At 64.9% G+C, this 23,166-nt stretch carries 20 protein-coding genes; 9 read left to right on the forward strand and 11 right to left on the reverse strand.

The window, feature by feature from the left end; translation table 11 throughout:
• Nucleotides 1–239: 239 nt before the first annotated feature.
• The 4 genes from CP557_RS17015 to CP557_RS17030 all read left to right on the forward strand — a co-directional run bounded on the left by CP557_RS17015 (nucleotide 240) and on the right by CP557_RS17030 (nucleotide 4,577).
• Nucleotides 240–1,100 (forward strand): hypothetical protein, encoded by an 861-nt coding sequence (locus CP557_RS17015; RefSeq protein ID WP_097381001.1) that lies wholly within the window; start codon nucleotides 240–242, stop codon nucleotides 1,098–1,100.
• The gene (locus CP557_RS17020; protein ID WP_097381002.1) at nucleotides 1,097–2,845 is read left to right on the forward strand and encodes an ABC transporter ATP-binding protein; all 1,749 of its coding nucleotides are present in this window, start codon (nucleotides 1,097–1,099) and stop codon (nucleotides 2,843–2,845) included. The genes CP557_RS17015 and CP557_RS17020 overlap by 4 nt, the downstream gene beginning before the upstream one ends.
• A complete protein-coding gene (locus CP557_RS17025; RefSeq protein ID WP_097381003.1) occupies nucleotides 2,842–3,651 on the forward strand; it encodes an energy-coupling factor transporter transmembrane component T family protein in 810 nt (269 codons plus the stop codon). The genes CP557_RS17020 and CP557_RS17025 overlap by 4 nt, the downstream gene beginning before the upstream one ends.
• 161 nt (nucleotides 3,652–3,812) lie before the next feature.
• Nucleotides 3,813–4,577 carry a 2-phosphosulfolactate phosphatase gene (locus tag CP557_RS17030; RefSeq protein WP_097381004.1) on the forward strand — a complete coding sequence of 255 codons (765 nt, stop codon included), beginning with the start codon at nucleotides 3,813–3,815 and terminating at the stop codon, nucleotides 4,575–4,577.
• A 265-nt stretch (nucleotides 4,578–4,842) separates the two neighbouring features.
• Here CP557_RS17030 and radA read toward each other — a convergent pair whose 3' ends face one another.
• The 5 genes from radA to CP557_RS17055 form a co-directional block, all read right to left on the reverse strand.
• Nucleotides 4,843–5,874: a DNA repair and recombination protein RadA gene (radA, locus tag CP557_RS17035; RefSeq protein WP_097381005.1), complete on the reverse strand. Its 1,032-nt coding sequence runs from the start codon at nucleotides 5,872–5,874 to the stop codon at nucleotides 4,843–4,845.
• A gap of 147 nt (nucleotides 5,875–6,021) precedes the next feature.
• Complete coding sequence (locus tag CP557_RS17040; protein ID WP_097381006.1) at nucleotides 6,022–7,227, reverse strand: outer membrane protein assembly factor BamB family protein; 1,206 nt, start codon at nucleotides 7,225–7,227, stop codon at nucleotides 6,022–6,024.
• Nucleotides 7,228–7,556: 329 nt separating this feature from the next.
• Entirely contained in the window at nucleotides 7,557–8,162 is a 606-nt protein-coding gene (gene pspAB, locus CP557_RS17045) for a PspA-associated protein PspAB (protein WP_097381007.1), read from the reverse strand.
• Between the two features lie 24 nt (nucleotides 8,163–8,186).
• Nucleotides 8,187–9,089: a zinc metalloprotease HtpX gene (gene htpX, locus CP557_RS17050; protein ID WP_097381008.1), complete on the reverse strand. Its 903-nt coding sequence runs from the start codon at nucleotides 9,087–9,089 to the stop codon at nucleotides 8,187–8,189.
• A 102-nt stretch (nucleotides 9,090–9,191) separates the two neighbouring features.
• A complete protein-coding gene (locus tag CP557_RS17055; RefSeq protein WP_097381009.1) occupies nucleotides 9,192–9,833 on the reverse strand; it encodes a hypothetical protein in 642 nt (213 codons plus the stop codon).
• Between the two features lie 176 nt (nucleotides 9,834–10,009).
• Here CP557_RS17055 and CP557_RS17060 point away from each other — a divergent pair, with 176 nt between their 5' ends.
• From CP557_RS17060 to CP557_RS17070, 3 genes are all read left to right on the forward strand, one after another.
• On the forward strand, nucleotides 10,010–11,239 hold the full coding sequence (locus CP557_RS17060; RefSeq protein ID WP_097381010.1) for a site-2 protease family protein: 1,230 nt from the start codon (nucleotides 10,010–10,012) through the stop codon (nucleotides 11,237–11,239).
• A gap of 91 nt (nucleotides 11,240–11,330) precedes the next feature.
• Entirely contained in the window at nucleotides 11,331–12,347 is a 1,017-nt protein-coding gene (locus tag CP557_RS17065; protein WP_097381011.1) for an ABC transporter ATP-binding protein, read from the forward strand.
• Nucleotides 12,347–13,150 carry an ABC transporter permease gene (locus CP557_RS17070; protein ID WP_097381012.1) on the forward strand — a complete coding sequence of 268 codons (804 nt, stop codon included), beginning with the start codon at nucleotides 12,347–12,349 and terminating at the stop codon, nucleotides 13,148–13,150. The genes CP557_RS17065 and CP557_RS17070 overlap by 1 nt, the downstream gene beginning before the upstream one ends.
• A gap of 200 nt (nucleotides 13,151–13,350) precedes the next feature.
• Here CP557_RS17070 and CP557_RS17075 read toward each other — a convergent pair whose 3' ends face one another.
• Nucleotides 13,351–14,934 (reverse strand): DNA-directed DNA polymerase II small subunit, encoded by a 1,584-nt coding sequence (locus CP557_RS17075; protein ID WP_097381013.1) that lies wholly within the window; start codon nucleotides 14,932–14,934, stop codon nucleotides 13,351–13,353.
• Between the two features lie 156 nt (nucleotides 14,935–15,090).
• Between CP557_RS17075 and CP557_RS17080 the strand changes: the two genes are divergently transcribed.
• The gene (locus tag CP557_RS17080) at nucleotides 15,091–15,972 is read left to right on the forward strand and encodes a S24/S26 family peptidase (RefSeq protein WP_097381014.1); all 882 of its coding nucleotides are present in this window, start codon (nucleotides 15,091–15,093) and stop codon (nucleotides 15,970–15,972) included.
• 87 nt (nucleotides 15,973–16,059) lie between these two features.
• Nucleotides 16,060–17,007, forward strand: a complete 948-nt coding sequence (locus CP557_RS17085; protein ID WP_097381694.1) for a S24/S26 family peptidase — start codon at nucleotides 16,060–16,062, stop codon at nucleotides 17,005–17,007.
• Between the two features lie 301 nt (nucleotides 17,008–17,308).
• On the opposite strand, the gene CP557_RS17095 is transcribed toward CP557_RS17085, so the two are convergent.
• From CP557_RS17095 to CP557_RS17120, 5 genes are all read right to left on the reverse strand, one after another.
• Complete coding sequence (locus tag CP557_RS17095; protein WP_097381016.1) at nucleotides 17,309–19,078, reverse strand: ORC1-type DNA replication protein; 1,770 nt, start codon at nucleotides 19,076–19,078, stop codon at nucleotides 17,309–17,311.
• A 917-nt stretch (nucleotides 19,079–19,995) separates the two neighbouring features.
• A complete protein-coding gene (locus CP557_RS17105; RefSeq protein ID WP_097381018.1) occupies nucleotides 19,996–21,243 on the reverse strand; it encodes an aminotransferase class V-fold PLP-dependent enzyme in 1,248 nt (415 codons plus the stop codon).
• A 338-nt stretch (nucleotides 21,244–21,581) separates the two neighbouring features.
• Entirely contained in the window at nucleotides 21,582–22,445 is an 864-nt protein-coding gene (locus CP557_RS17110; RefSeq protein ID WP_097381019.1) for a sensor domain-containing protein, read from the reverse strand.
• The gene (locus CP557_RS17115; RefSeq protein WP_097381020.1) at nucleotides 22,442–22,798 is read right to left on the reverse strand and encodes a DUF7521 family protein; all 357 of its coding nucleotides are present in this window, start codon (nucleotides 22,796–22,798) and stop codon (nucleotides 22,442–22,444) included. The genes CP557_RS17110 and CP557_RS17115 overlap by 4 nt, the downstream gene beginning before the upstream one ends.
• A gap of 43 nt (nucleotides 22,799–22,841) precedes the next feature.
• Complete coding sequence (locus CP557_RS17120) at nucleotides 22,842–23,165, reverse strand: hypothetical protein (protein ID WP_097381695.1); 324 nt, start codon at nucleotides 23,163–23,165, stop codon at nucleotides 22,842–22,844.
• Between the last annotated feature and the right edge of the window lies 1 nt (nucleotide 23,166).

Genomic DNA, 23,166 nt, shown 5'->3' on the forward strand with positions numbered 1-23,166 from the left:
CAACACCCGCTTCGACGAACCGGTCCGCTTCGGTACGCAACTCCACGACGCTCCGTTTGCGACGAACTGCTGTGTCCATCGTCCGAATGCGACGAGCACCGATACGTAAGCCCAACTATGAGACATATATATCTCACATATCGGTAGTGCAATCTATTGAACGGGGCCCTCCCGCCGGTTCCGATATGTAGCTCAATTATAAGATTACAAATACGAATCAGGGGACCACTGACCCGTACATGAGTACATCGACAGCTACGGAGAGTCGTTTTACGTTGGGCAAACACGACATGATGGTGTTCATACTCGTGATGTCGCTCACGGGACTGCAAAACGCCGTCACGGAGATCATGCCGGAATTCACGCTCGGACCGCTCGAGTTAGGGGTCGGCGGGTTCGTCTTCATTCCGATCGTGCTGGTTCTCCTGTTTCGGACCTACTGGGCGGCGCTGGCCGTCCCCGTCGGCGAGATCGTCTTCGGCGAGATTCTGCTTGGCGAGTTCGACGGGCTGGGCGCGATGGAGGGATTGCTACTGATCCCCGTCTGTTACTATTTCGCCGCGAAACTCCTGCAGGATCCCGAGAATACGACGCAGCTGGCACTGGTCGTGTTCCTCGCGGAGGCTCTCGAGGAGTTCTTCGCGATGTGGATCGACATCGGAAAGATCTACGTCGGCGTCGAGGAACTCGAAGCGGTCCCCGGCCTTCCCGAGAGCATCCTCGTGCTCGAGGGAGTCGACTTCGTCACGCAAATGGCGATCACCGGGATCGTCTTCGGCGTGCTCCCCGCACTGTATCTCTATCCCAAGCTCCACGGAAAGGTCGAGCCGCTGCTGGGGATGGAGTCGTTCCGGGGCGAGCGCGGTGCGTCGATGGCCGGCGGCGTCTCGGTCAAAGCGCTCCTGGCACTGCTGATCGCCGTCCCGCTTGCGTTCGTGGCCGAGGCTGCGAGTGAAGTCGGCGGGGCCATCAACGTGATCTGGGAGCCCGAATTCCTCGACGTGTACGGCCAGCCCTTCATCGCGGTCCCCATCGTCGTCGCCGCGGCCGTCGCGGCTATCGTCTGGTACCGAGCGAGCAAGTCCCCACGAGAACGATGACGGAAACGCACGACGCTGGGATCGTCGTCGACGACCTCTCGTTTCGCTACCCGGGGACCGACGATGCCGTCCTGTCGGGCGCGGATCTGGAGATCGACCCTGGCGAATTCGTCGCGGTCGTCGGCGGGAACGGCTCCGGCAAGACGACGCTGTGTAAGTCGTTCAACGGGATCATTCCCCACTTTTACGAAGGGGAGATCGACGGACAGGTGACGGTCGCCGATCTCGACGTGCGGACGAGCTCGGTGTCGGAGCTGTCCCGCCACGTCGGCTACGTGTTCCAGGAATTCGACAACCAGCTCGTCAGTCCGACGGTGTTCGAGGAGGTTGCGTTCGCCCCGCTGAACTACGGGCTCGAGGACTATCGCGAGCGAGTCTACCGGACGCTCGAAACCCTCGACCTCGAGGGGCTCGAGGACCGGTTCGTCTGGGAGCTGTCGGGCGGCCAGAAACACCTCGTCGCACTGGCTGCGGCGCTCTCGCTCGATCCCGAGATCCTCGTCGTTGACGAGCCGGCCGCGCAGCTCGATCCGATCAACGCCCGCGAGACGTACGATCGCCTCGCCCGGCTCAACCGGGAGCGGGGAAAGACGATCGTCACGATCGAACACCAGACGGAGTTCATCGCGGAGTACTGCGATCACGTGGTTCTCGTCGACGACGGTGCCGTCAGCTGGAAACTCCCCGTCGACGAGGCGCTGAACAGGCTCGACGACCTTCGAGCGCAGGACGTCCATCCGCCGCAGGTGACCCGGATCGCGGATCGCGTCCTCGACGACGGCGATCCGCTTCCGGTGACGCTGACCGATGGCATCACTCGGTTCGCGGAACACGCGTCCGAGACGGCGGTTCGAACCGACGGCTCCGCCACGGATGCGCCGCCGGCCGACCGGCGATCCGAGCCCGTGGTCTCGTTCGACGGCGTCTCCCACACCTACCAGACGCTCCGGAGCGGGACGCGAACGGTCCTCGACGACCTGTCGCTGGATCTCTATCCCGACGATCGAATCGCCCTCGTCGGGAGCAACGGGGCGGGGAAATCGACGCTCTTGCAGTTGATTACCGGCCTCGAAACGCCCGACACGGGGACCGTAACCGTCGACGGCGTCGACACGGGGACGGTCCTCCCGGAACGGCTCGCCGACGACGTCGTCTACGTCCACCAGAACCCCGAGGAGATGTTCATCGACGACTCGGTGCGGGCCGACGTGGCCCACTATCTCGAGGACAGGGGCTATCCCGACGGGGCGGAGCGCGTCGACGACGTGATCGACTTCCTCGATCTCGGTGCGCTACAGGACCGCGACGGACGACTCCTCAGCGTCGGTCAGCAACGGCGTGCCTCGCTGGCGATCGGGCTGGCGACCGATCCGTCGATCATTCTGCTGGACGAACCGACCGGCAGTCTCGACCTCGCGAGTCGTGAAGAGGTCGGCCGGACGATCGACCGGGCTGGAACGCGCGTCGAGACGGTGGTCGTCGCGACGCACGACCTCGAGCTCGCGGCGGCGTGGGCGACCCGCATCGTCGTCCTCGACGACGGCGACGTCATCGCGGACGGCGCTCCCGAGCACGTCTTCGCGGACACCGACGTCCTCGAACGGGCGAACCTCCATCCGCCGCAGGTCGTCCGTCTCGCCGCGGAACTCGGTCTCGATCCCGCACCGCTGACCGTCGAGGCGTTCGCGGACCGACTCCGTGCCGACGGTCCGTCGCCGGCGTCGATTGTGGGGGACGAGCGATGAGCTACCTCGACGGGCTCCGGGACGCGGCGTCGGTCGACGCGATCAAGACCGATCTGCTCCGGACGGCCTACGAAAACGAGGGCTCGTTCCTCCATCGCCTCGATCCGCGGGTCTTGCTCCTGTGGTACGCCGTCTTCCTGTTCGTCCCCTGGCTGTTCTACGACACCGGGGTGTTGCTGGGGCTGCTCGCGTTCGTCTCGATACTCGCGGTCCTCTCGCGGGTGAGCGTCTTTCTCGTCGGCGTGATGGCGTTCAGCGTCGCCTCGACCCTCGCGTCCTACGCGGTCGTAACCGCCTTCACCGGCGATCCGGTCGCGGCAGTCCAAGCGCTGATCCCGTTTACGCTAAAGCTGACGATCATCTCGGTCTCGAGTCTGGCCGTCTTCTCGAGCATGGGGCCGAAGACGCTCGCTCACGGCCTGCGCAGTCTCGGGGTTCCACGGCAGTTTACGTTTCTCATCACCTACGGCTACCGGATGCTCCCGGTGTTGTTCGAGGAGTATCACGACCTCGTCAACTCGTATCGATTGCGGAGTGCCGCGCCGGACTCGCCCGGACGGTTCCGCTGGCGACACTACGCGTACCTGCTCAAACTCTCGATGCGAGCGTTCTATCCGATGATCTTCAACGTCGCCAAACGGAGCCGGGTCACCGTCGAAGCGATGGAGACCAGGGGGTTCTCCCACTCGCTCCACGACGAGGCGAGCGCGGAGCTCCAGCTGGCGGACCTCCGGATCCGGCCGGTCGACGTGGGGTTCTTCGCCGGGTCGCTGGCCGTCGTGGCCGCCATTGCACTTCTCCTGTAGGCCACGAACCAACCAGTTTTCGACAGCGACCGTGGAAACACGTCGAGCGACCGCACTCCGCAAGCGGGACGTCGCCTCGTATATATAGCCGATTATAGGCGACCAACCGGCTGCATATCGCTCTTAGTTAGCCTATTATTCGCGGGTGGGAACACGGGCACATGAACGTCGTTACCGACGATCCACTCGAATCCAAACTGCTAGAGACGATCGTTCCCTCACGTGTGAGGATCCCCGACGATCCCGCACCGGGAAATTACGTCGTCATCGACGTCGCCCAGTTTTCGACGACCGTTCCCGAACTATTAGCCAACGGTGCGGAGTACGTCTACATCACCGAAGAGCGGGGGAAGGAGCCGGCGTTCAAAGAGGAGCACCCGCGAGCGAAGATCGGCGGCGGCTCCGGCCCGAACTACGAGGGCGAAGCGGGGTACGACTTCTTCAATTCGCCGAGTTTCGTTCAGGACGTCGACGTGGCCGGGCGACCGACGGCGATGACGTCGACCAACGGCGGAAACGCCGTCACCGATCTCCGGCTGGCCGGCGGCGACGACGTGGAGATCTACGTCGGCGGTCTGACGAACGGCAAAGCCGTCGCGGACCACCTCCGGGACAGCGATCGGGAAACGTATTTCGTCGCCGCCGGCTCGAACGGGAAACCCTCGCCCGAGGACACCGTCGGCGCGCTGTATATCGCCCGCCACCTCCACGGCGTCCCCCCGACCGAGGAACAACGCGAGACCTACCGCGAGGTCGTTCAGTTCGGGAAGGGGCCAAAGTACGAGGAGAAACCGCAGGTCAAGCGAACCGACCTCTACGAGTACACCCTCGCGTTCGACAGCCGGGAGATCGTCCCGAAACTCGAGGGACAGCGCCTCGTGGACGCGGCAGCCTCCGCCGCGCAACGCGATGAACGCCCGTCGTAACTGTGGGAAACAGGTCCGCGATGCCGGTGGCGATCCGGTCTGCTGTCACTGGGTCCCGACGCACCCGCGACCCGCCCTGTGGGTGCGCCGGTACTGACTGGAGTCCGTAGAATCGACGGTGGACGACACCCCAGGCGTCGTCGATCGTCGCGGTCCCGTGTGGTGACACGGGGGATCGCGACAGTAGACGGGGCGATCTGCCCTCGTATAGATGCGGCACCGATAGCGAAACCGAATCCGGCAGTCCGCAGCGAGCGGAACCGCTCTATTCGGGCTTCAGCCCTTCGTCCTGCACGCGCATGACGGCCTCGCCGTCGGCCAGGTTCGGTGCGTCGACCAGTCGGACGATCCGCTTGTCGCCTTTGGACTTGCGCAGATAGATCCGGAACGTCGACTTGTGGCCCAGAATGTTGCCACCGATCGGCTGGGTCGGGTCGCCGAAGTAGGAGTCGGGGTTCGAGGCGACCTGGTTGGTGACGATGACCGCGGCGTTGTAGAGGTTTCCGACCTTGTCGAGGTCGTGGAGGTGCTTGTTGAGTTTCTGCTGTCGATCCGCGAGTTCGCCACGACCGACGTACTCCGCACGGAAGTGGGCGGTCAGCGAGTCGACACAGAGCAGTCGAACGGGGTACTCCGAGTCCTCGTGTTCGCCCGCGAGTTCCTTCGCCTTCTCGGCGAGCAGCATCTGGTGGTTGGAGTTGAACGCCTTCGCGACGTGGATCTTCTCGAGGACGTCCTCGACGAGTGCGTCGACCGCCTCCTCGTCGTCGGCCGACCCCTCGATCTCGCGGTCCTCGAGCGTCGCGTCGATGGCCTCGTCGGGCAGCCCCCGAACCATGTCGTCGATCCGCTCGGGCCGGAAGGTGTCCTCGCTGTCCATGAAGATGGCGCTGCCGTGGAGGCCGCCGACCTCCTGTGGAAGCTGGACGTTGACGGCCATCTGGTGGGTGACCTGGGACTTGCCGGCACCGAACTCGCCGTATACTTCGGTGATCGACTGCGTCTCGATCCCGCCGCCGAGCAGGTCGTCGACCTCGTCGATGTGCCAGCTCAGCTTGCCGATCTCGTTTCGTCGCTCGAGGACCGTCGAGCCGGTCTCGAAGCCGCCGATGTCGGCGGCACCGCGGGCGGCGCGAACGATGTCCGCGGCCGTCGACTCGCCGACGTCGGCCGTGTTCGATAGCTCCGATGGCGCGGCGACGGCGAGGCTCTGATAGGAGTCGAAGCCTGCATCGTGGAGTTTGTCTGCGGTTGCTGGTCCGACGCCGGGGAGTTCCTCGAGATCTGATTCGGGCATACTCCCTCGTTGTGCCGGACCCCCCATAAACCCTCGTTAACAGGGAAGTGAAAGTGAAAGTGCCGGCGGGCGACGGGGTTGATCGAGGGACAGTCAGTGAATTGAAGTGTGAAGGCGCGCCTCGAGGAGGGGGATCGGACACCCGTCTCAGTGAAGTTGCTCCTCGGCGTCCCACTCGAGGCAGTAGAGTTGCCCGCCGTCGCTGCCGACGTAGAGCCGTTCGGCCGCGATCGCGGGCGTCCCGCTGATGGCGTCCTCGGCCGCGAACCGCCAGAGCGGTTCGGGGTCGTCGACGGCGACGCCGTAGAGCGACCCGGTCGCGTCGCCGACACAGAGCACGTCACCGGCGACGACGGGACAGGTACGGATCGGGCCGTCGAGTTCGACACCCTTCCGTGAGAACAGCCAGCCGCGCAGTTTGCGTCGACCGACGGTCGTGTCGGTGACGTGGAGGTAGCCGTCATCGGCACCGATGAACGTCGTCTCGGCGGCCGCGAGCACGGTCGCGGACGTGGTAAACCCCGCCTGAATCTCGTAGGTGAACCACGACTCGCCGGTGCCGGCGTCCAGCGCGACCATCGTGCCGCCATCGTCGCCGACGTAGATCCGGCCATCGGCGATCGTCGGGCCGGCGGCGACGGTGCCGCCGACCGGCGCGGTCCAGCACTCTTCGCCGGTTTCTGCCTCGAGCGCCAGCACCGTCCCGTCGGCGGTCCCGGCGAATACACGTTCCTGAGTCGCCCCCCAGCGGTGCTCGGGATCCGGTCGTCGGTCCGCGTCGAGTGTGGACGGCTCCAGGGACTCGAGCGTCTCCTCCTGGCCCCAATCCAGGGCCGAGCGACGCTGCTCGCCCTCACGCCCGTCGGCGATCGCCGGCGCGCCGACGACGGCCGATTCGGTCTCGTGGTTCCACAGTTGCGTTCCCGTTTCGGCCTCGAGCGCGGACAGCCCGGCCGAATGCCCGGCGTAGAGTCGTCCCGCCGAGAGGGCGAGCGCGGACTCGAGCGAGCCCGGTAGCTCGGCGTGCCACTGCTCCTCGCCGGTGGCGGGATCGAGCGCGTAGACGGTGCCATCACCTGCCCCAAGAAACAGTCGCTCGCGGGTGCGGACCGGCGTCGCGTCGGTCGCCGCCGCGGTCTCGACGGTCCATCGACGGCGACCCGTCTCGGCCTCGAAGGCGTAGCAGTTCCCGCGAGTCGTGCCGACGTAGACGGTGTCGCGGTCGAGTACCGGCGACCCCACCGCACCGGCGAGGTCGGTCGTCCACGCCTCGCCCACCCGGATCGGTCCCTCGAGATCGCGCCGGAGTCCCGAATTGTGCGAATCTCCCTTGTACTGATTCCACTCGGTCACTGCGAAGGGGTACCGACCGAATCGCTATAACAGTGGGTGGGACGGCGACGCGCGGTGGCGCGCTGTCCCGCCGCCGCTCTCGTGTCGATAGCCGACGCTGCTCGAGCCGGCGGCTCGCCACTACGGAACCGGGTGCGGCAGGAAAAGGGGGAGGCAACTGGTGTATGGCGCAGTTGTGATGATGTGGCTTCCTGCCGCGTACTTCTCCGTACACGTGCCACTGCAATACCGATGACTCCTACACAGTTTGGGAGATGCCTGCAAGGGGAGGAAACCGGGACGCGAAGCGACGGCCGCCGCCACCGCCGTCTGCCTCCCCAGCACCGCGTTCACTCCCAGGGATGGGTCCCGCGCTCGCTGGGCCAGAGCGGATACCAGTACTCCTTCTCGCGCTCGATTTCGAGTTCGCCGTCTAACGCCGACTCGAGGGTAAATTCCGCGCTCGAGTCCCGTTCCCGCCCGGACCGGGGAACGAACGGATAGAAGCGTCCGCGCCGGAAGGAGTAGATCCAGTAGGCTTCCCCGTCCCGGTTTTCGTAGGCGAAGACGGCCGCGAGCAACCGCGAGCCGTAGTCGTGCTCGATGAAGGTGTCCGCGGCGAAGTGCATGCTCGTGATCAGGTCCTCCGGGTCGTCGTCTGCGAGGACGACCCAGTGATACCCGTGGTCGTCGGACGTGACCGAGAAGTCGGTGCCGGTCTCCTCCTGTCCGGCCTCGAGGATCGCCTCGACCTCGTCGACGGCATCCCGGAAGTCCGTCGAGTCGACGCCGGAGAAACAGAGCGCGCCGACGTCGAGCGATTCGTAGCCCAGATCGGCCTCCATCGTGAGATAGGCGGTGCTCATCCCGAAGAGGTCGTCGGGGTCGGCGTCGCGTCCGGCGTCGGCCTCGGCGCGCGAGCCGAGGATCGCGCGGAGTCCGTCGAGTAGTCCCATAGGTCGTGTGACGGTGCCAGTTCCTTAGAAAGATTGCATTTCGCGCTCGAGGTCCCGAAGCTGCTCGACGCGGCGCTCGGTCGGCGGATGCGTCGAGAAGAGCCGGCCGACGATGCCGGACTTGATCGGAATGATGAAGAAAGCGTTCATCTCGGCCTCCTCGCGCATGTCGTCTTTCGGGACCTTGTCCATCCGTCCGGAGATCTTCAGGAGCGCGGAGGCGAGCGCGGAGGGGTTGCCGGTGATGGCGGCAGCCCCGCGGTCGGCGGCGTACTCGCGGTATCGGGAGAGCGCCCGAATGAGTAGGTAGCTGACGATCCAGACCACCAGCGAGACGAGGATCGCGACGATGATACCGCCGCCACCGCCTTCGCGGCCGCCGCCACGACCGTGCCCCCCGCCGAAGAACGCCCCCCAGCGAACGATCATGAACGCGATCGTCGAGAGGAAGGAGGCGATCGTCATCACCATCATGTCGCGATTTTTGACGTGGGCGAGTTCGTGTGCCAGGACGCCGTCGAGTTCGTCCTGATCGAGCGTGTTCACGAGCCCGGTCGTCACGCAGACGGCGGCGTTTTTCTGGTTGCGTCCGGTCGCGAAGGCGTTTGGCACGCTCGAGTCGACGACCGCGACCGTCGGTTTCGGGAGGTCGGCCTGCTGGGAGAGCCGTTCGATCGAGGCGTGGAGTTGCGGGTACTCGTCGGCCGAGACCGTCTTCGCGCCCATGCTCTTCAGCGTCAGCGTATCGCTGAAGTAGTACTGCACGAGCGAGAACCCGCCAAACAGGACCGCGATCATGAGCAGGCCCGGGCCGCCGCCGCCGAGATACAGGGCGAGCGCGCCGGCGAAGACGATGTACAGCGCAAACAGCAGGAACATCGTTACGAACATCCGAAACCGCAGCCCCCAATCCGCCTGCCAGTTCATACCTGAACTGAGGGGCTCCGGCGAAATAAGTACCTTGCCGAGACGGTTACACATCGTCGCGTCCGTCGGCCGTCAGCGCTCCCGTTGAGTCCCGGGACAGCGTCACTCCTCGAGCGCCTCGTCGGGTGCCCAGATCAGGGTCTCCCCGTTCGCGTCGTCCTCGTATTCGATCCGGAGGTCGGCTGGTGTCACGTCGTCGGGAACCTCGAACGCGAGCGCGTTGTGAGAGACGATGCCCTCCGCACCACTCCCCTGTCCGACGGCGTACCCAGCCCTGATCGGTTCGACGACCGCTCCCGTCTGCTCGGGAGCGGAGCGGGGTTGAACGGGCCGACCGTCCGCGCGGACGCGGTATTCGAACGGATCCGGATACGTGACCAGCTCTCCGTCGGGCGCATCGAGGACTTTCAGGTCGATCCGGAGGAAACAATACTGGGACCCCCGATCGGGCGTCCAGACGACGTCGTCGTCGTCGAACCGGTCGAAAACGATCCGATCGACCAGCCGGATCGACGCCGGTCTGGTCGCCGTTCGATCCGTCACCAGCCCCCACCGCCCGATCCGAAGCGCGTTTTCCGTCGGCGAGTCGTCGCCGGAGCCCCCATTCCCTGTGTCGTCCTCGGTCGGACTCTCACTGCTGTTTCCGTTGCCGTTTGACCCCGTCTCGGTGGGTCCGAGTCCGGAACAGCCGGCAGCGAGCGAGGCGATGCCGACACAGCCCTCGAGATACCGTCGTCGGTCCATTTGTTCGCCGATCAAACTCGAGAACGATACACGTTCCGGTTTGCCAAACTCTCACGTCGGGAGACGAATCGTCGGTCGCCGCGTTCGATCACTGTCTCGAGTACCACGGGACGCCCGAGCGACCGATCGGGAATCTCGGCGGCGTGTTTAAGGGTCCGCCGCCGAAACCAATCCCTATGAGGAGTTTCCGGATCGGCACCCTGTTCGGGATTCCGATCAAGTTGGATCTGACCTTCCTGCTGGTGCTCCCGCTGTTCGCGTATCTCATCGGGAGCCAGATCGAAGCGGTCGCAGACATCCTGAACGACGGGCTGGCTGCGGGGATCGATACCGCCACCATCACCAGCGGCCTGATGCCGTGGCTCCTGGGATTGGCTGCCGCGATCGGGCTGTTCGTCGGCGTCGTTCTCCACGAACTCGGCCACTCGCTGACCGCCCGACGGTACGGGTTTCCGATCGATTCGATCACGCTCTGGCTGTTCGGCGGGATCGCCGCCTTCTCGGAGATGCCCGAGGACTGGCGACAGGAACTCAATATCGCCGTCGCCGGTCCGATCGTCAGCGTTCTTGTCGGTGTCGGCTCCTACGCGCTGTTCTTCGTTACCCCCGAGAGCCTCAGCGGCGTTCGGTTCGTCCTCGGCTACCTCGCCGTTTTGAACGTCGCACTCGCCGTCTTCAATATGCTCCCCGCGTTCCCGATGGACGGCGGACGGGTGTTGCGGGCGTTGCTCGCTCGCGGACGGCCCTACGCACAGGCGACCCAGCAGGCCGCCAGCGTCGGGAAACTGTTCGCGGTCTTCATGGGTCTGTTCGGCCTGCTCGCGTTCAACATCATCCTCATCGGCGTCGCCTTCTTCGTCTACATCGCCGCCTCGAGCGAGGCCCAGCAGGTGACGATGAAGGCGGCCTTCCAGGACGTCACCGTCGGCGACATCATGACGACGGCCGAGGACCTTCACACCGTCGAGCCCGAGACGACGGTCGCGGAACTGATCCAGCGGATGTTCACCGAGCGCCACACCGGATATCCGGTCGTCGAGGGCGACGCGTTCGAGGGCGAGCGGCTGATCGGGCTCGTCACGCTGAGCGACGCCCGCGAGGTCGACCCGGTCGAGCGCGAGGCCTACACCGTCGAGGACGTGATGACGACGGAGTTGCAGACGATTACCCCGGATTCGGACGCGATGACGGCCATCGAGCGGATGCGAGAACACGACATCGGGCGGCTGCTCGTGGTCGATAGCGCGGCCCATCGGTCGGCTGACCGTCCGCGCGGCGAGACGCTGCGAGAAGACGACGGCGATCTCGTGGGACTGATCTCGCGGACCGACGTGATGACCGCCTTCGACATCGTTCAGCAAAGCGGCGTGATCGCGCCCTCGAGTCGGCCGGGACGTGCGGACTGATGGGAGACTGGGTGACGTTCACGAACACGGATTCCAGCGGTGAGTTCTGCGAACCAACGGTTTAACCGTGGTCGGGGCCGACACTGCATCGATGCCACCGGCCATCGAGACGGTCGATCTCGTCAAGGAGTATGGTGATCTACGCGCCCTCCAGGAGCTATCGCTGACTGTCGAGGAAGGCGAGTTCTTCGGCTTGCTCGGCCCGAACGGCGCGGGCAAGACGACGTTCATCAACACGCTGGTCGGCCTGGTCCGCAAGACCGGCGGCGAGGCGCGGGTCTTCGGCCACGATGTCGAAGCCGAGTACCAGCAGGCCCGCGACGCGATCGGGCTCGCTCCCCAGGAGTTCAACGTGGATCGGTTCTTCCCGATCAAGGAGGTCCTGACGCACAAGGCCGGCTACCACGGGATCCCCGAGGACGAGGCCGCCGACCGGGCCGACGAGGTCCTCAAGCGCGTCGGGATCTACGACAAGCGCGACGAGCGCTTCGACTGGCTCTCCGGGGGTATGAAGCGCCGGCTCCTGCTCGCTCGAGCGCTGGTGACCGACCCGGACCTGCTCATTCTCGACGAGCCGACCGCCGGCGTCGACGTCCAGTTGCGCCACGACCTCTGGGAGCTCGTGACCGAACTCAACGAGGAGGGGACGACGATCCTGCTGACGACCCACTACATCGAGGAGGCCGAGCGCCTCTGTGATCGCGTCGCGATCATGAACGAGGGACGGAAGGTGACCGTCGCGACCCCGGACGAACTGAAAGGCCGGGGGACCGACACCATCGCCGTCCGCCTCGCGTCCGCTCCCGCGACCACACCCACTCTCGGCGCGTACGCACACGAAACGACGGTCTCCGGGGATCGCCTCGAGGTTCGCGTCGACGACGGCGGCTCGACCGCGCCGCGACTGCTCAACGACCTCGAGGCCAGCGGCCACGAGATCGCCGACCTCGAGATCACCCGGACCTCGCTCGAGGAGATCTTCGTCGACCTGACGCGGAGCGAGGACCGGACCGTGACCCGGTCGTCGGCCGAGAGCGCGGACGGGGGCGACGACGACCGTGACGACGCGTCGGCGAAACGCAAGCGCGAACAGGAGGGTGTCGCCTGATGCTGTCGGTCGGTTTCCGCGCGCTCTTTCGGCGGGAAATCTTGCGGTTCGTCCGCCGCCCGAAGAACACGTTCATGCCGCCGGCGATCACGAACGTCCTCTACTTCGCCGTCTTCGGCGTGATCCTTGGCAACCGGATCGACAAGATCGCGGGCTTCGATTACATCCTCTTCATCGTGCCCGGCCTCATCGTGCTGGGCGCGATATCCAACGCCTTCGAGAACGCCTCGTTCTCGATCTTCCACGGCAGATGGAACGAGTACATCCACGAGACGCTGACCTCGCCGCTGTCGTACGTCGAGATGGTCGTCGCCTACGTCGGTGCCAGCGCGGTTCGAGGACTCGTCGTCGGGGTCATCATCGCCGTCGTCGGCCGGCTGTTCGTGTCGATCGGTATCGAGCACGGGCTCTACCTCGTGGCCACGATGGTCGTCATCACGTCGTTATTCGCCGGCTTCGGCATCATCGGCGGGCTCATCGCCAGGGATTTCGACGACCTGACCGTCATGAACCAGTTCATCCTCCGGCCGCTGGTGTTTTTCGGCGCGGTCTTTTACTCCCTCGAGACGTTCGACTACGCCTGGCAGGTGAACCTCTCCCTGCTGAACCCGATGGTCTACATGGTCGACAGCATCCGGTACGGATTGCTGGGCCACTCGGACCTGATCGGCGTCGGTATCTTGCCCGCCCCCTATACCGACTTCGCGCCGCTGGTCTCGCTTGGCGTGCTCACGGCGGCGACCGTCCTCGTCCTGGCGATCGACGTCTACCTGTTCAAGATCGGGTACGGACTCACCGACTAATCGAAAACGCGATTCGAACGCGGTTTCGGACGACAGCAGGCATCGGGTCGGTCGACGCCGCGAGGCGGCCCATACTGCTGTCCGGTCGTCTCATACTGCCGGACAGAACGACGTGAAGCCGGTCGCGAATTCGCGGTCGTCCCCATAGGTGACGACCGCACGTCTGCGACCGGCTTCGTATTGACTGCTGTTCAGTAGTCTCAGCTGAACTTCTGGACGGTCACGTCGAGCGTGTCCAGGTCGACGATCGGGGCGAAGCCGGCGTCGGGGTCGATGTTGACGCTCTTCTGGAAGTCGGTCTGGGCCTGCCAGCAGCCGGAGTTGATCGCGAGCACGTCGTGGTACTTGCCGAAGCCGAGTTTGTGGACGTGGCCCGTATGGAAGATGTCGGGGACCTCGTCGATGATGAGGTAGTCCTTCTCCTCGGGCGCCAGCCGGGTGTGGCCCCCGAACTGCGGCGCGACGTGGCGTTTCTTGAGGAGGTGGTACATCGCCTTGTGTGGGTCGTCGTAGCTGGCCTTCGCCTCGGGCAACTCGGCGATGACCTCGTCCAGTGAGACGCCGTGGTACATCAACACGGAGACGCCCTCGAGGGTCACCATCGAGGGGTTGCTCACGATCTGGGGGTCGTGTGCGGACATGATCTCCCGGAGTTCCTCGTCGAACCCCGGCTGGGGTTCGGCCAGCCGGACGGCGTCGTGGTTACCCGGGATCATGACGACCTCGATGTCGCCGGGTATCTTCTTCAGGTGTTCGCTGAACGCCTCGTATTGCTCGTAGATGTCGACGATGTCGAGTTCCTCGTCCTGATCGGGGTAGACGCCGACGCCCTCGACCATGTCGCCCGCGAGCAGCAGGTACTCGACGTGCTGGGCCTCCGGGGTGTGGAGCCAGTCGGCGAACGCGTTCCACGCGTCGGTCATGAACTCCTGGCTGCCGACGTGAACGTCGCTGATCAGCGCCGCTTGCACGTGCCGATCCGCCGTCGACGGCTCGTGCGTGCGAGGCACGTCCGGGAAGTGCATCGAATCGACGAAAGCGATCCCCGAATCGTCCGCCAGCGTCCCCTCCATCGCCAGCACCTCGTCACAGAGCAACTCGTCGACGAGGTCGACGTACTCTCGGTCCTTCATCACCAGCCACGGGAACGTTCCCGTCGCATCCTCGAGTTCGATCAGCCAGTGGCCGCTGGCGGTCGATCGGATGTCGTTGACCAGCCCGACCATCGCCACCTCGCTGCCGCCCGGCATGTCCTGAATGGCCGTCGCCGGTCGGTGGTTGACTCGCCCCCGCAGTTTCGCACCGAGTCGATCCAATCGATCACGGAAAACCGAGACGAAATCGCTGTACTCGCCCGTTCCCGTGCTCTGTCCCGTCATATCGCCGACGATCTCGAGCGAGCGTTGCGTTGGGTCGGCCGAGCGGTTCGCGGTGGGTGACCCCTCCGTTTCGACTGGAGCCCGCTCGGCCGATTCACGCCCCGAAGCCGCGCTGGTTCCAGTTGAAACGGAGGGGGGCACATCGGCCGACGGGGATTCGTCACCGCTGCCGGCGTCGGGCCCGGATTCGGAGCCAGCCGGACCGTCCGTCCCGTCCGTCGAGAGGGCCCTCCGTACGTGGTCGGTTCGAACGACGAGCGCGTCCTCGGGGACCGTCTCGAGGACGCGCTCGAGGGCCGCAGTCGGATCGTCGGCTGCCGCGAGTCGGGTCACCGCCTCCCGTTCCGCGTTGTACCCACGGCTCGTGAGTTCACTGACGATCCGAGCGGGGGCCTCGAGTGGCACACAGACGGATTCGAGGGCGAGAGCAAAAGGATAGCGGATTCCCGTCCGACGGGGCCTCGAGTAATCAACGAACCAACAATATCGCGGCAGGGGAACGTCGAGGACGGCGCGGATTCGCCGGAAGGTTGATACCCCGCTCCCCGAAATCGGCTAGTGATGGAGAGGCCTGACGACGGCGGACGGAACCGTGACCGAGCCGAATCCCGGGCACCGAACCCGGATTCCCCTCCGGTTCCATCGGACGACGCCGACGATCAGGGACCGACGGCCGCGACTCGCAACCGATCACCCAGCGACGAGGGGGCCACGATCGAGGACGACGGGGTCGTCCGCTGGCTGCTCGAGACTGACGATCGAACGGTCTCCGTCTGCCGGGACATCGCCATGATTCTCGCGATCGTTGGGGCCGTCAACATGCTCTTGTTCGCGGTCAGTGGGGCCTGGCCGCTGTTGGTCGCCGTCGAGAGCGGCAGTATGGAACCGAACGTCCAGGAGGGCGATCTGGTTTTCATCGTCGACGAAAGCAGGTTCGCGGGCGCGAACGCCGTCGAGGGAACCGGCATCGTCCCCCGCGATATCGGCCGCCAGACGGATCACGAGCGGTTGGGTGCCGCCGGCGACGTCATCGTGTTCATACCGGACGGTGATCCGACGCGGACGCCGGTGATCCATCGTGCTCACTTCTGGGTCGAGGAAGGCGAAAACTGGGTGCGGACGAAAGGCGAATTCCGTTCGCTGAACGAGGTAACCTGTGCGGAGATCGTGTCGTGTCCAGCACCTCACGACGGGTTCGTCACGAAAGGCGACGCCAACCCCGCCTACGACCAGCTCCCCCGTTCGGGTTCGGATACCACCGTCGTCAGCCCGGAGTGGATCACCGGCAAGGCGATGGTTCGGATCCCGTGGCTGGGCCAGATCGGGCTGGGTATCGATTCCATTCGCGTCCTGACCGGTGTCGGGTCGTCCGCCATCCTCATCGCGACGGGCGCGCTCGCGCTCGTCCTGCTCGGAACAGTCGTCGGCGATCGCGGCCCGTAGCGCCGCTGGAGTGACTTCGACGATCAGTTCCGAACGGATCGGGGACGAACAGAAAGTTGATTGGGAGGCCCAGCAAAACGAGTGACGATGAGCGGTCCTAACCCTGGGGAGCCACCCGGCGATTCCGGTGACGACGATTCCGAGCAGCACGATCGAAGCGCCGAGCCTTCGCGCCGATCATCTGCGCCCGAGGAATCGTCACGGGGCGGGCCCGATGCCGATCACGACCCGGTCACGATCGAGGACGACGGGGTTCTTCGCTGGTTTCTCAACACCGACGACGAGACCGTCATGATAACGCGGGACGTCCTGAGTAGCGTCGCGATCGTCGCGGTCGTGGGCCTCCTCCTGTTCGCCGTGAGCGGGATCTGGCCGCCACTCGTCGCCGTCGAGAGCCCCAGTATGACGCCGAACATGCAGGAAGGCGATCTCATCTTCGTCGTCGACGACGACCGATTCGGCAACGACGCCGCCGTCGAAGACACGGGCGTCGTCACGCTCGAGAACGGCCGGGAAACCGGATACGAGAAGTTCGGCAAGCCCGGTGACGTCATCATCTACCAGCCCAACGGTGATCCGACGCAGACGCCGGTGATCCACCGTGCCCACTTCTGGGTCGAGGAAGACGAAAACTGGGTCGAGACCAAGGCCGACGAGGACGTTATCGGTGACGTGACCTGTGCCGAAGTCGATACCTGTCGCCCGGATCACGCCGGATTCGTCACGAAAGGGGACGCCAACAGCGGGTACGATCAGTACGGGAACGGGATCAGCGACGTCGTCAAACCCGAGTGGGTCACCGGTAAGGCGATGTTCCGGATTCCGTGGCTCGGTCACATCCGCCTGACCTTCGACAGGCTCCTCGGCGGAATGCTCGTCCCGACGTCGCCCGCGAGCCAGCCACTGCAGGGACCGACGCCGGCAACGGCCGGACCGATACCTGCAGGCCCAGGTGCCGCAGGGGTCGCCGGTGCCGTCGGGATCGCCAGCGCGGGTGCCGGCGCTGTGATGGCGATCGGTCGGTCTCGTCGCTGAGACGGTCCCCTGTACCGACGCAACCGCGACCCACCGTGGGGTTGCGCCGTCACCGACGGGCAGTAGTCCGTCCGAATCGGTCGCCGAACCGACCGTTCCGCTCCGTCTTCTCCGTGTCCGTTCGACTCGTCGTCCGTCCGGCCGTCACTCTCCGACCGTCGGCGACGCCGATCTCGACGTCGAACGCCGGACTCGAGAGCAATGCCTGTCCGTGGGCCGGCAGAAACACGTCTCAAAAGCGTGCACGGAGTGCGGTAGCGACGACAGCGCCACCGTTCGATGGCCCGTCGGAGCCGCCCGTTCAGTTCTCGAACCGGGCCTGCACGAACGGCTGGATGTCGTCGATATCGCTCAGCCGGGAATCGCTCACGAGGACGGCCTCCGTTTCCTCGAGTGGCACCGACAGGCTGATTTCCTTGGTTCGGCCGTATCGCCCCTTCGAGACGACGACGGCGTTGACGATGCCGAGCATGTCGAGTTCGCTGATGAGGTCGGTCACTCGCCGCTGGGTCAGGACGTCCGCGTCGATCTCCTCGCAGAGGCGTTTGTAAATGTTGAACACTTCGCCCGTGTTGATGCTGTGAACACCGTTTTTCTCGAGCAGGATGATCGCGAAGAGGACGAGTTTGCTCTGGGTGGGCAGGGTTCGGACGACCTCCACGACGCGGTCGAGTTCGATCTTGTCCTGTGCCTGCCGGACGTGTTCTTCGACGATCGTTTCCGCCTGGGATCGTTCGGCCAGTTCGCCCGCGGTTCGAAGGAGATCCAGCGCGCGTCGCGCGTCGCCGTGTTCCTGTGCGGCGAAGGCCGCACACAGCGGGATCACGTCGTCGGAGAGGGCGTTGCCCTTGAACGCGACCTCCGATCGGTGTTTGAGAATGTCCCGGAGCTGGTTCGCGTCGTAGGGCGGGAAGACGATCTCCTCTTCGCCCAGCGACGACTTGACCCGCGGATCGAGGAAGTCGGTGAACTTGAGATCGTTACTGATTCCGATGATCGATACTCGCGAGTTCTCGAGCTCCGAGTTCATCCGCGAGAGGTTGTAGAGGGTGTCGTCGCCGCTCTTCTCGACGAGCTTGTCGATCTCGTCGAGCATGATGACGACGACCCGCTCGTCGTAGTCGACGGCGTCGAAGAAGACGCTGTAGACGCGGTCGGTCGGCCAGCCGGTCATCGGCACCTCTTCGAAGGACTCCTTGTCTTCCTCGAGTTCCGCGATTCGGTCTTCGACCTCGGCGCGCGTTCCGAACGGCGTCGACTCGAGGGGGTGGGCCGGTTCCTGTGGGGTCGCGTCGACGGCGGTCCCATCGTCGCGACCGAGGCCGTCGGTGTCTCCGGGTTCCGTTTCCGTAGCGGGCGGCGATGCCGGATCCGAAGACCCCTTCGCTTCGGGTGGAGAATCGACGGACTCAGCGTCGAATTCTGTTCCAGATGAAACGGCTGATCGCGACTCCGTCTCCTCGCTCGAGACGAAATCGAACGGGTCGGATGCCGTCTCCTCGGCCGTTCGATCGGTCGACTCGTCACCCGCGTGGGTGCCGTCGTCCGCGGTGGCGTCGTACTCTTCGAGGGCGTCTCGCAGCGACTCGAGGTCGTCGATTCGGTCGTCGATTCGCCCTTTGTTCTTCTCGATGAACTTGTTCGCGAGTTGTGCGAGGACGCGATACTGGGTATCCGTGACCTCGCAGTTGATGTACTCGACGTCACACGGGACGCTGTACTTCTGGGAGGTGCTCTCGAGTTCCTTGCTGACGAACTTGGCGCTCGCGGTTTTTCCGGTCCCGGTCTTGCCGTAGATGAGAATGTTCGACGGCGTTTCCCCCCGGAGTGCGGCGACCAGGATCGTCGCCATTTTGTTGATCTGATCGCTCCGGTGGGGGAGTTCGTGTGGCGTGTAGGACGGCCGGAGGACTTCCTTGTTCTCGAAGATCGGTTCGCCGCTGAGCAGGTCGTCGAACAACCCCTGGTTCGACTCTTCGTCGCCGAGATCCGCGTCCTCGAAATCCGTCGAGAACCCGCTCGTTCCGTCGACGTCGTCCGAACCTGTGATCTCCGAGTTGTCGTCTGACATTCGTCGTACAGCACCCCTCTATTTCGAGTGGAACCCGAACGAGTACAGCGGAATCCGACGGTGTGATAGCCTCCTGGGGAGGATACACCGTTCCAGAGACCCGATGCAGGTCCAGTTGATGCAAACGAAACAGAGGAAAAGCATGCTAATAAATGCTTCCCTTCCCCACCCCATTTCGGAACGGGACCGGCGTGGCCCGGTCGCTCAACTGCGGTGGCCGCGGTGGTACGGGAGGCTACTACCTGCCTCGGCGAGGTACCCGACCGGGAGCAAGAGCGGCCATGCACGTCCACCGTGCGGAGCCCGTCTCCGTCCGAGTCGGGGTCTCCATCGATCAGCGAGCGACGAGCGTCGTCGGTTCGACACCGGCCGAACGACTGCCCGAGGTCGAGACCGTACTCGAGTACAGCCTCGGCTCGTGCTCACGGACGTGGCGCAGTTCGACGCTTACTGTCGGCGTGACGATCTCGGCATCTCATCGGCCGAACCCCTTCGTTTCGGATGGAGACCGCGTGATGTCGTCCCGTCTGACGATCGAACTCGCGCTGCTGTGTGACGGGGGGCTGACGGGTTCGATCGACCCTCCCCCTTCGTTTCGGGTAAAGCGAATCGAACGTCACGTGACGGAACCGATCGCCGTCTTCGCGGTCAGCGTTCGCTCACGCAAACAGCTGACGCGCATCTACGAAGCGGCTTCGCCGCTTCGAGCCTTGCCTCGTGGTTCGAGAGACCAAGGGTCTCTCGTCATCACGAAACGGCTCCGCCGTTTCGAACGACGTTGCTCGGCAAGACGTCCCTCGCGCGTCAGCTAAAGAGCTGACGCGCCGGGCAAGAGCTTCGCTCTTGCTGGCGTTCACTCGCTCACTTCGTTCGCTCGCGAAAACGTCGTCGACACCTCCTCGCACTCTGTTGTTCGCTTACGCGAACAACTGTCGTGCGTCGTCGATGGCGTCGACCAGTTTGTCGACCTCCGCTTTCGTGTTGTAGACGTAGAAGGAGGCTCGAGCGGACGCCGCCACGCCGAGTTTGTCGTGGAGTGGCTGGGTACAGTGGTCGCCGGCGCGGATCGCGACCGCGTGGTCGTTCATGATCGAGGCGAGGTCGTGGGCGTGGACGTCCTCGAGGTTGAAGCCGACCAGTCCGCCCCGTTCCGGTCCGGGCTCGGGGCCGTAGATCTCGACGTCGTCCTCGGCGGCCAGTTGCTCGTAGGCGTAGCGGGCCATCTCCTCCTCGTGGGCTTCGATGCGTTCCATGCCGATCCCCTCGAGGTAGTCGATCGCGGCGACGAGGCCGACGGCTTCGGCGATCTGTGGCGTCCCGGCCTCGAACTTCCAGGGGAGTTCGTTCCAGGTCGACTCCTCGAAGGTGACCTTCGTGATCATGTCGCCGCCGTAGAGGTAGGGCTGCATCTCCTCGAGAAGCTCTTTTTTGCCGTAGAGCGCGCCGATCCCGGTGGGGCCGGCCATCTTGTGGCCCGAGAAGGCGTAGAAGTCGGCGTCGATGGCCTCGACGTCGACGGGCCGGTTGGGGACGGCCTGGGCACCGTCGATGAAGGCGAGCGCGTCGTGGTCGTGGGCGATATCGACGAGTTCGGAAACGGGGTTGACGGTGCCGAGCGTGTTCGAGACGTGGACCGCCGAGACCATCGCGGTGTCGTCGGTGATGAGCTCTCGCGCGTGGTCCATGTCGAGGCGGCCGTCCTCGTCGATCCGGATGTAGTTTACGTCGGCTCCCGTGCGCTTGCCGATCTGTTGCCAGGTGACCAGGGAGGCGTGGTGTTCCATCTCGGTGAGGACGATCTCGTCGCCGGGGCCGAGCTCGTTGAGCCCCCACGAGTAGGCGACCAGGTTCTCAGCCTCGGTCGTGTTCTTGGTGAAGACGATCTCCTCGCGGCCGCCGCTCGCGCCGATGAACTCGGCGACGCGGTCGTGGGCCTCCTCGTAGGCGATCGAGGCTTCCTGGCTCAGGTGGTGGATTCCCCGATGGACGTTGGCGTTGTACTCCCGATAGTAGTCGCTCATCGCGTCGATGACCGGATCGGGCGTCTGGGTCGTCGCCGCGTTGTCGAGGTAGACGAGCTGCTCGTCGTTGAACTCTCGCTGGAGGATCGGGAACTCCTCCCGGATCGCCCCGATGTCGAGCGACTCGAGGTTCTGTTGACTCATTGGTGACTAGGACGGACTGCACACAAAACACTCCTTCGGTCCGGTGACGGCCGTGTTTCCGGACGCGTTCATGCGGCACGGATTGCCCGTTCGATGGGGTGGTCGATGGCAGCGGTTGTGGCCGTCTCGAGCACCGAGACCAAAATGGGGGAGCGAGATCGGGTGGCGGGACGCTCACGGCAGGGGGTTGGGGGGTACCGTGGTAGATGCTCCTGCCGCAACGCCGTCTTGGCGTGTCTCGGTGATACCAGTGTTCCCAAACGATTTAGGGATCGAGACGACTGCGGCGTCCCCACCGTCGCCAGTCGCGGCGAACGACGCCGGCCGTCGGCGCTGTCCTATTCCGGGGGTTCGCTAAATATCGACGGCTGGGTGTTCCGAAGCAACAGTTCCGTGTACCGCGCGAACAGCCACGCGACAGCGTTGAACAGGTGGAGGACGACGAGCCCGACCAGCACGCCGATCGCCGAGAGGGCCAACGCCCCCTCGAGCGAATCGATGTAGAACGAGATCAGCTCCCCCTCGGCGAGTGAGAGGGGGACCGGAGAGACGACGTCAATGACCCAGCCGGCGTGTTGGTACGTGAGTTCGGGGACGAACTCGACCGGACCGCTGAGGTGAATACCGACCAGTTGATTCCGGTAGTGCAGCGGCGCGGCGACCAGCACGAACGTGAACGTGACCCCGAACGCGAGGAGGAAAAACGTGGCCAACCCGAGCACGAACTTGCTCCCCAGGTAGCCGACGCCTTTCCACGTCCCCCGATCGAAGACGAGCCGTCGTGCCCGCTCTCGGAGCGTCGGAGCCGGGTCGGCCGTCGGGATCTCGGTGTCGAGCAACCGATCGGCGAGGACTCGCTCGAGGGCGGTCAACTCGATCGAGGCGAACAGGACGACCAGGACGGTCGGAACGCCGATACACAACAGCACCAGTAGGAGGGGGATGCCGGCGATCAGCAAGGCGACGGGTTCCGTCCTCGCCATGTCGACGAGCCCGAACGTGAGACCCGCCGGGATCGCGATGCCGGTCACGAGGACGGTGAAGTAGCCGATCCCGAGGGGAAACGCGAGCAGGAGGTACGCGACGTTGGCGTAGGTCCGTTTGCGAACGGCAACGCCGACGAACCAGCGAAGCCAGCCTCTGAGGCGGTCGAGAGCGGTTCTCCCTGCGTCGAGCGGTGATGACGTCCGTGTGGATTTCATGTTGAATTAGGCCTCCTGAACGAGCGAACGATCGCGACGAGCCCGACCAGATGGCAGGCAGTGACGACGAGCAGGACGGTCGCGTCCGTTGCGTCCGCTACCCGATCGACCGCGTACGAAAGCACGAACGGGACGGCCGTCAGGAACGCGACGCCGAGAGCCAGGAACAGCATCGGCCGACTGTCGTTGCGAGCGTAGCCTCGATAGGCCGTCCACGCCACGATCGTGCCGAGAGTGGCGCTGGTCAGTCCGGCGAAGAAGATCGTCGTCTCCTCGTCGAGCCCGAAAGCCGTCGTTGCGGCCTCGAGGACGGGGAGCGAACCGACGCCGAGGGCACCGACACCGACGGTCACTCCTCCCACCTCCGTGGGTCGGGCCGAACGGCGGCGATTCCGTTCACGGACGGCCGTAGACGGTATAGAGGATCGCCGTGAGGCCGGCGACCTCGCTGATGCTCGCGAAGACGGTCGTCGTCACCGACGACGCACCGACCAGCGTCGGCAACAGGAACCGAAGGATCGTCGGCACCGCGGCCAGCAGGGTGATCCCGAGCGCGAGCCACAGCAGGGGCGTCCTGCGAACGTCCCGGTAGCCGTCGTAGGTCCGCTTTGCGATCCAACACGCGATCACGAACGCGGTCGCCTGTCCGAGGAAGACGGCGACCGCGACCGTCGTCGTTCCGCCCTCGCTTTCGACCGTTTGCAGTAGTGGTCCGAGCATG

The organism is Natrinema ejinorense (assembly GCF_002494345.1).
Classification (GTDB): domain Archaea; phylum Halobacteriota; class Halobacteria; order Halobacteriales; family Natrialbaceae; genus Natrinema; species Natrinema longum.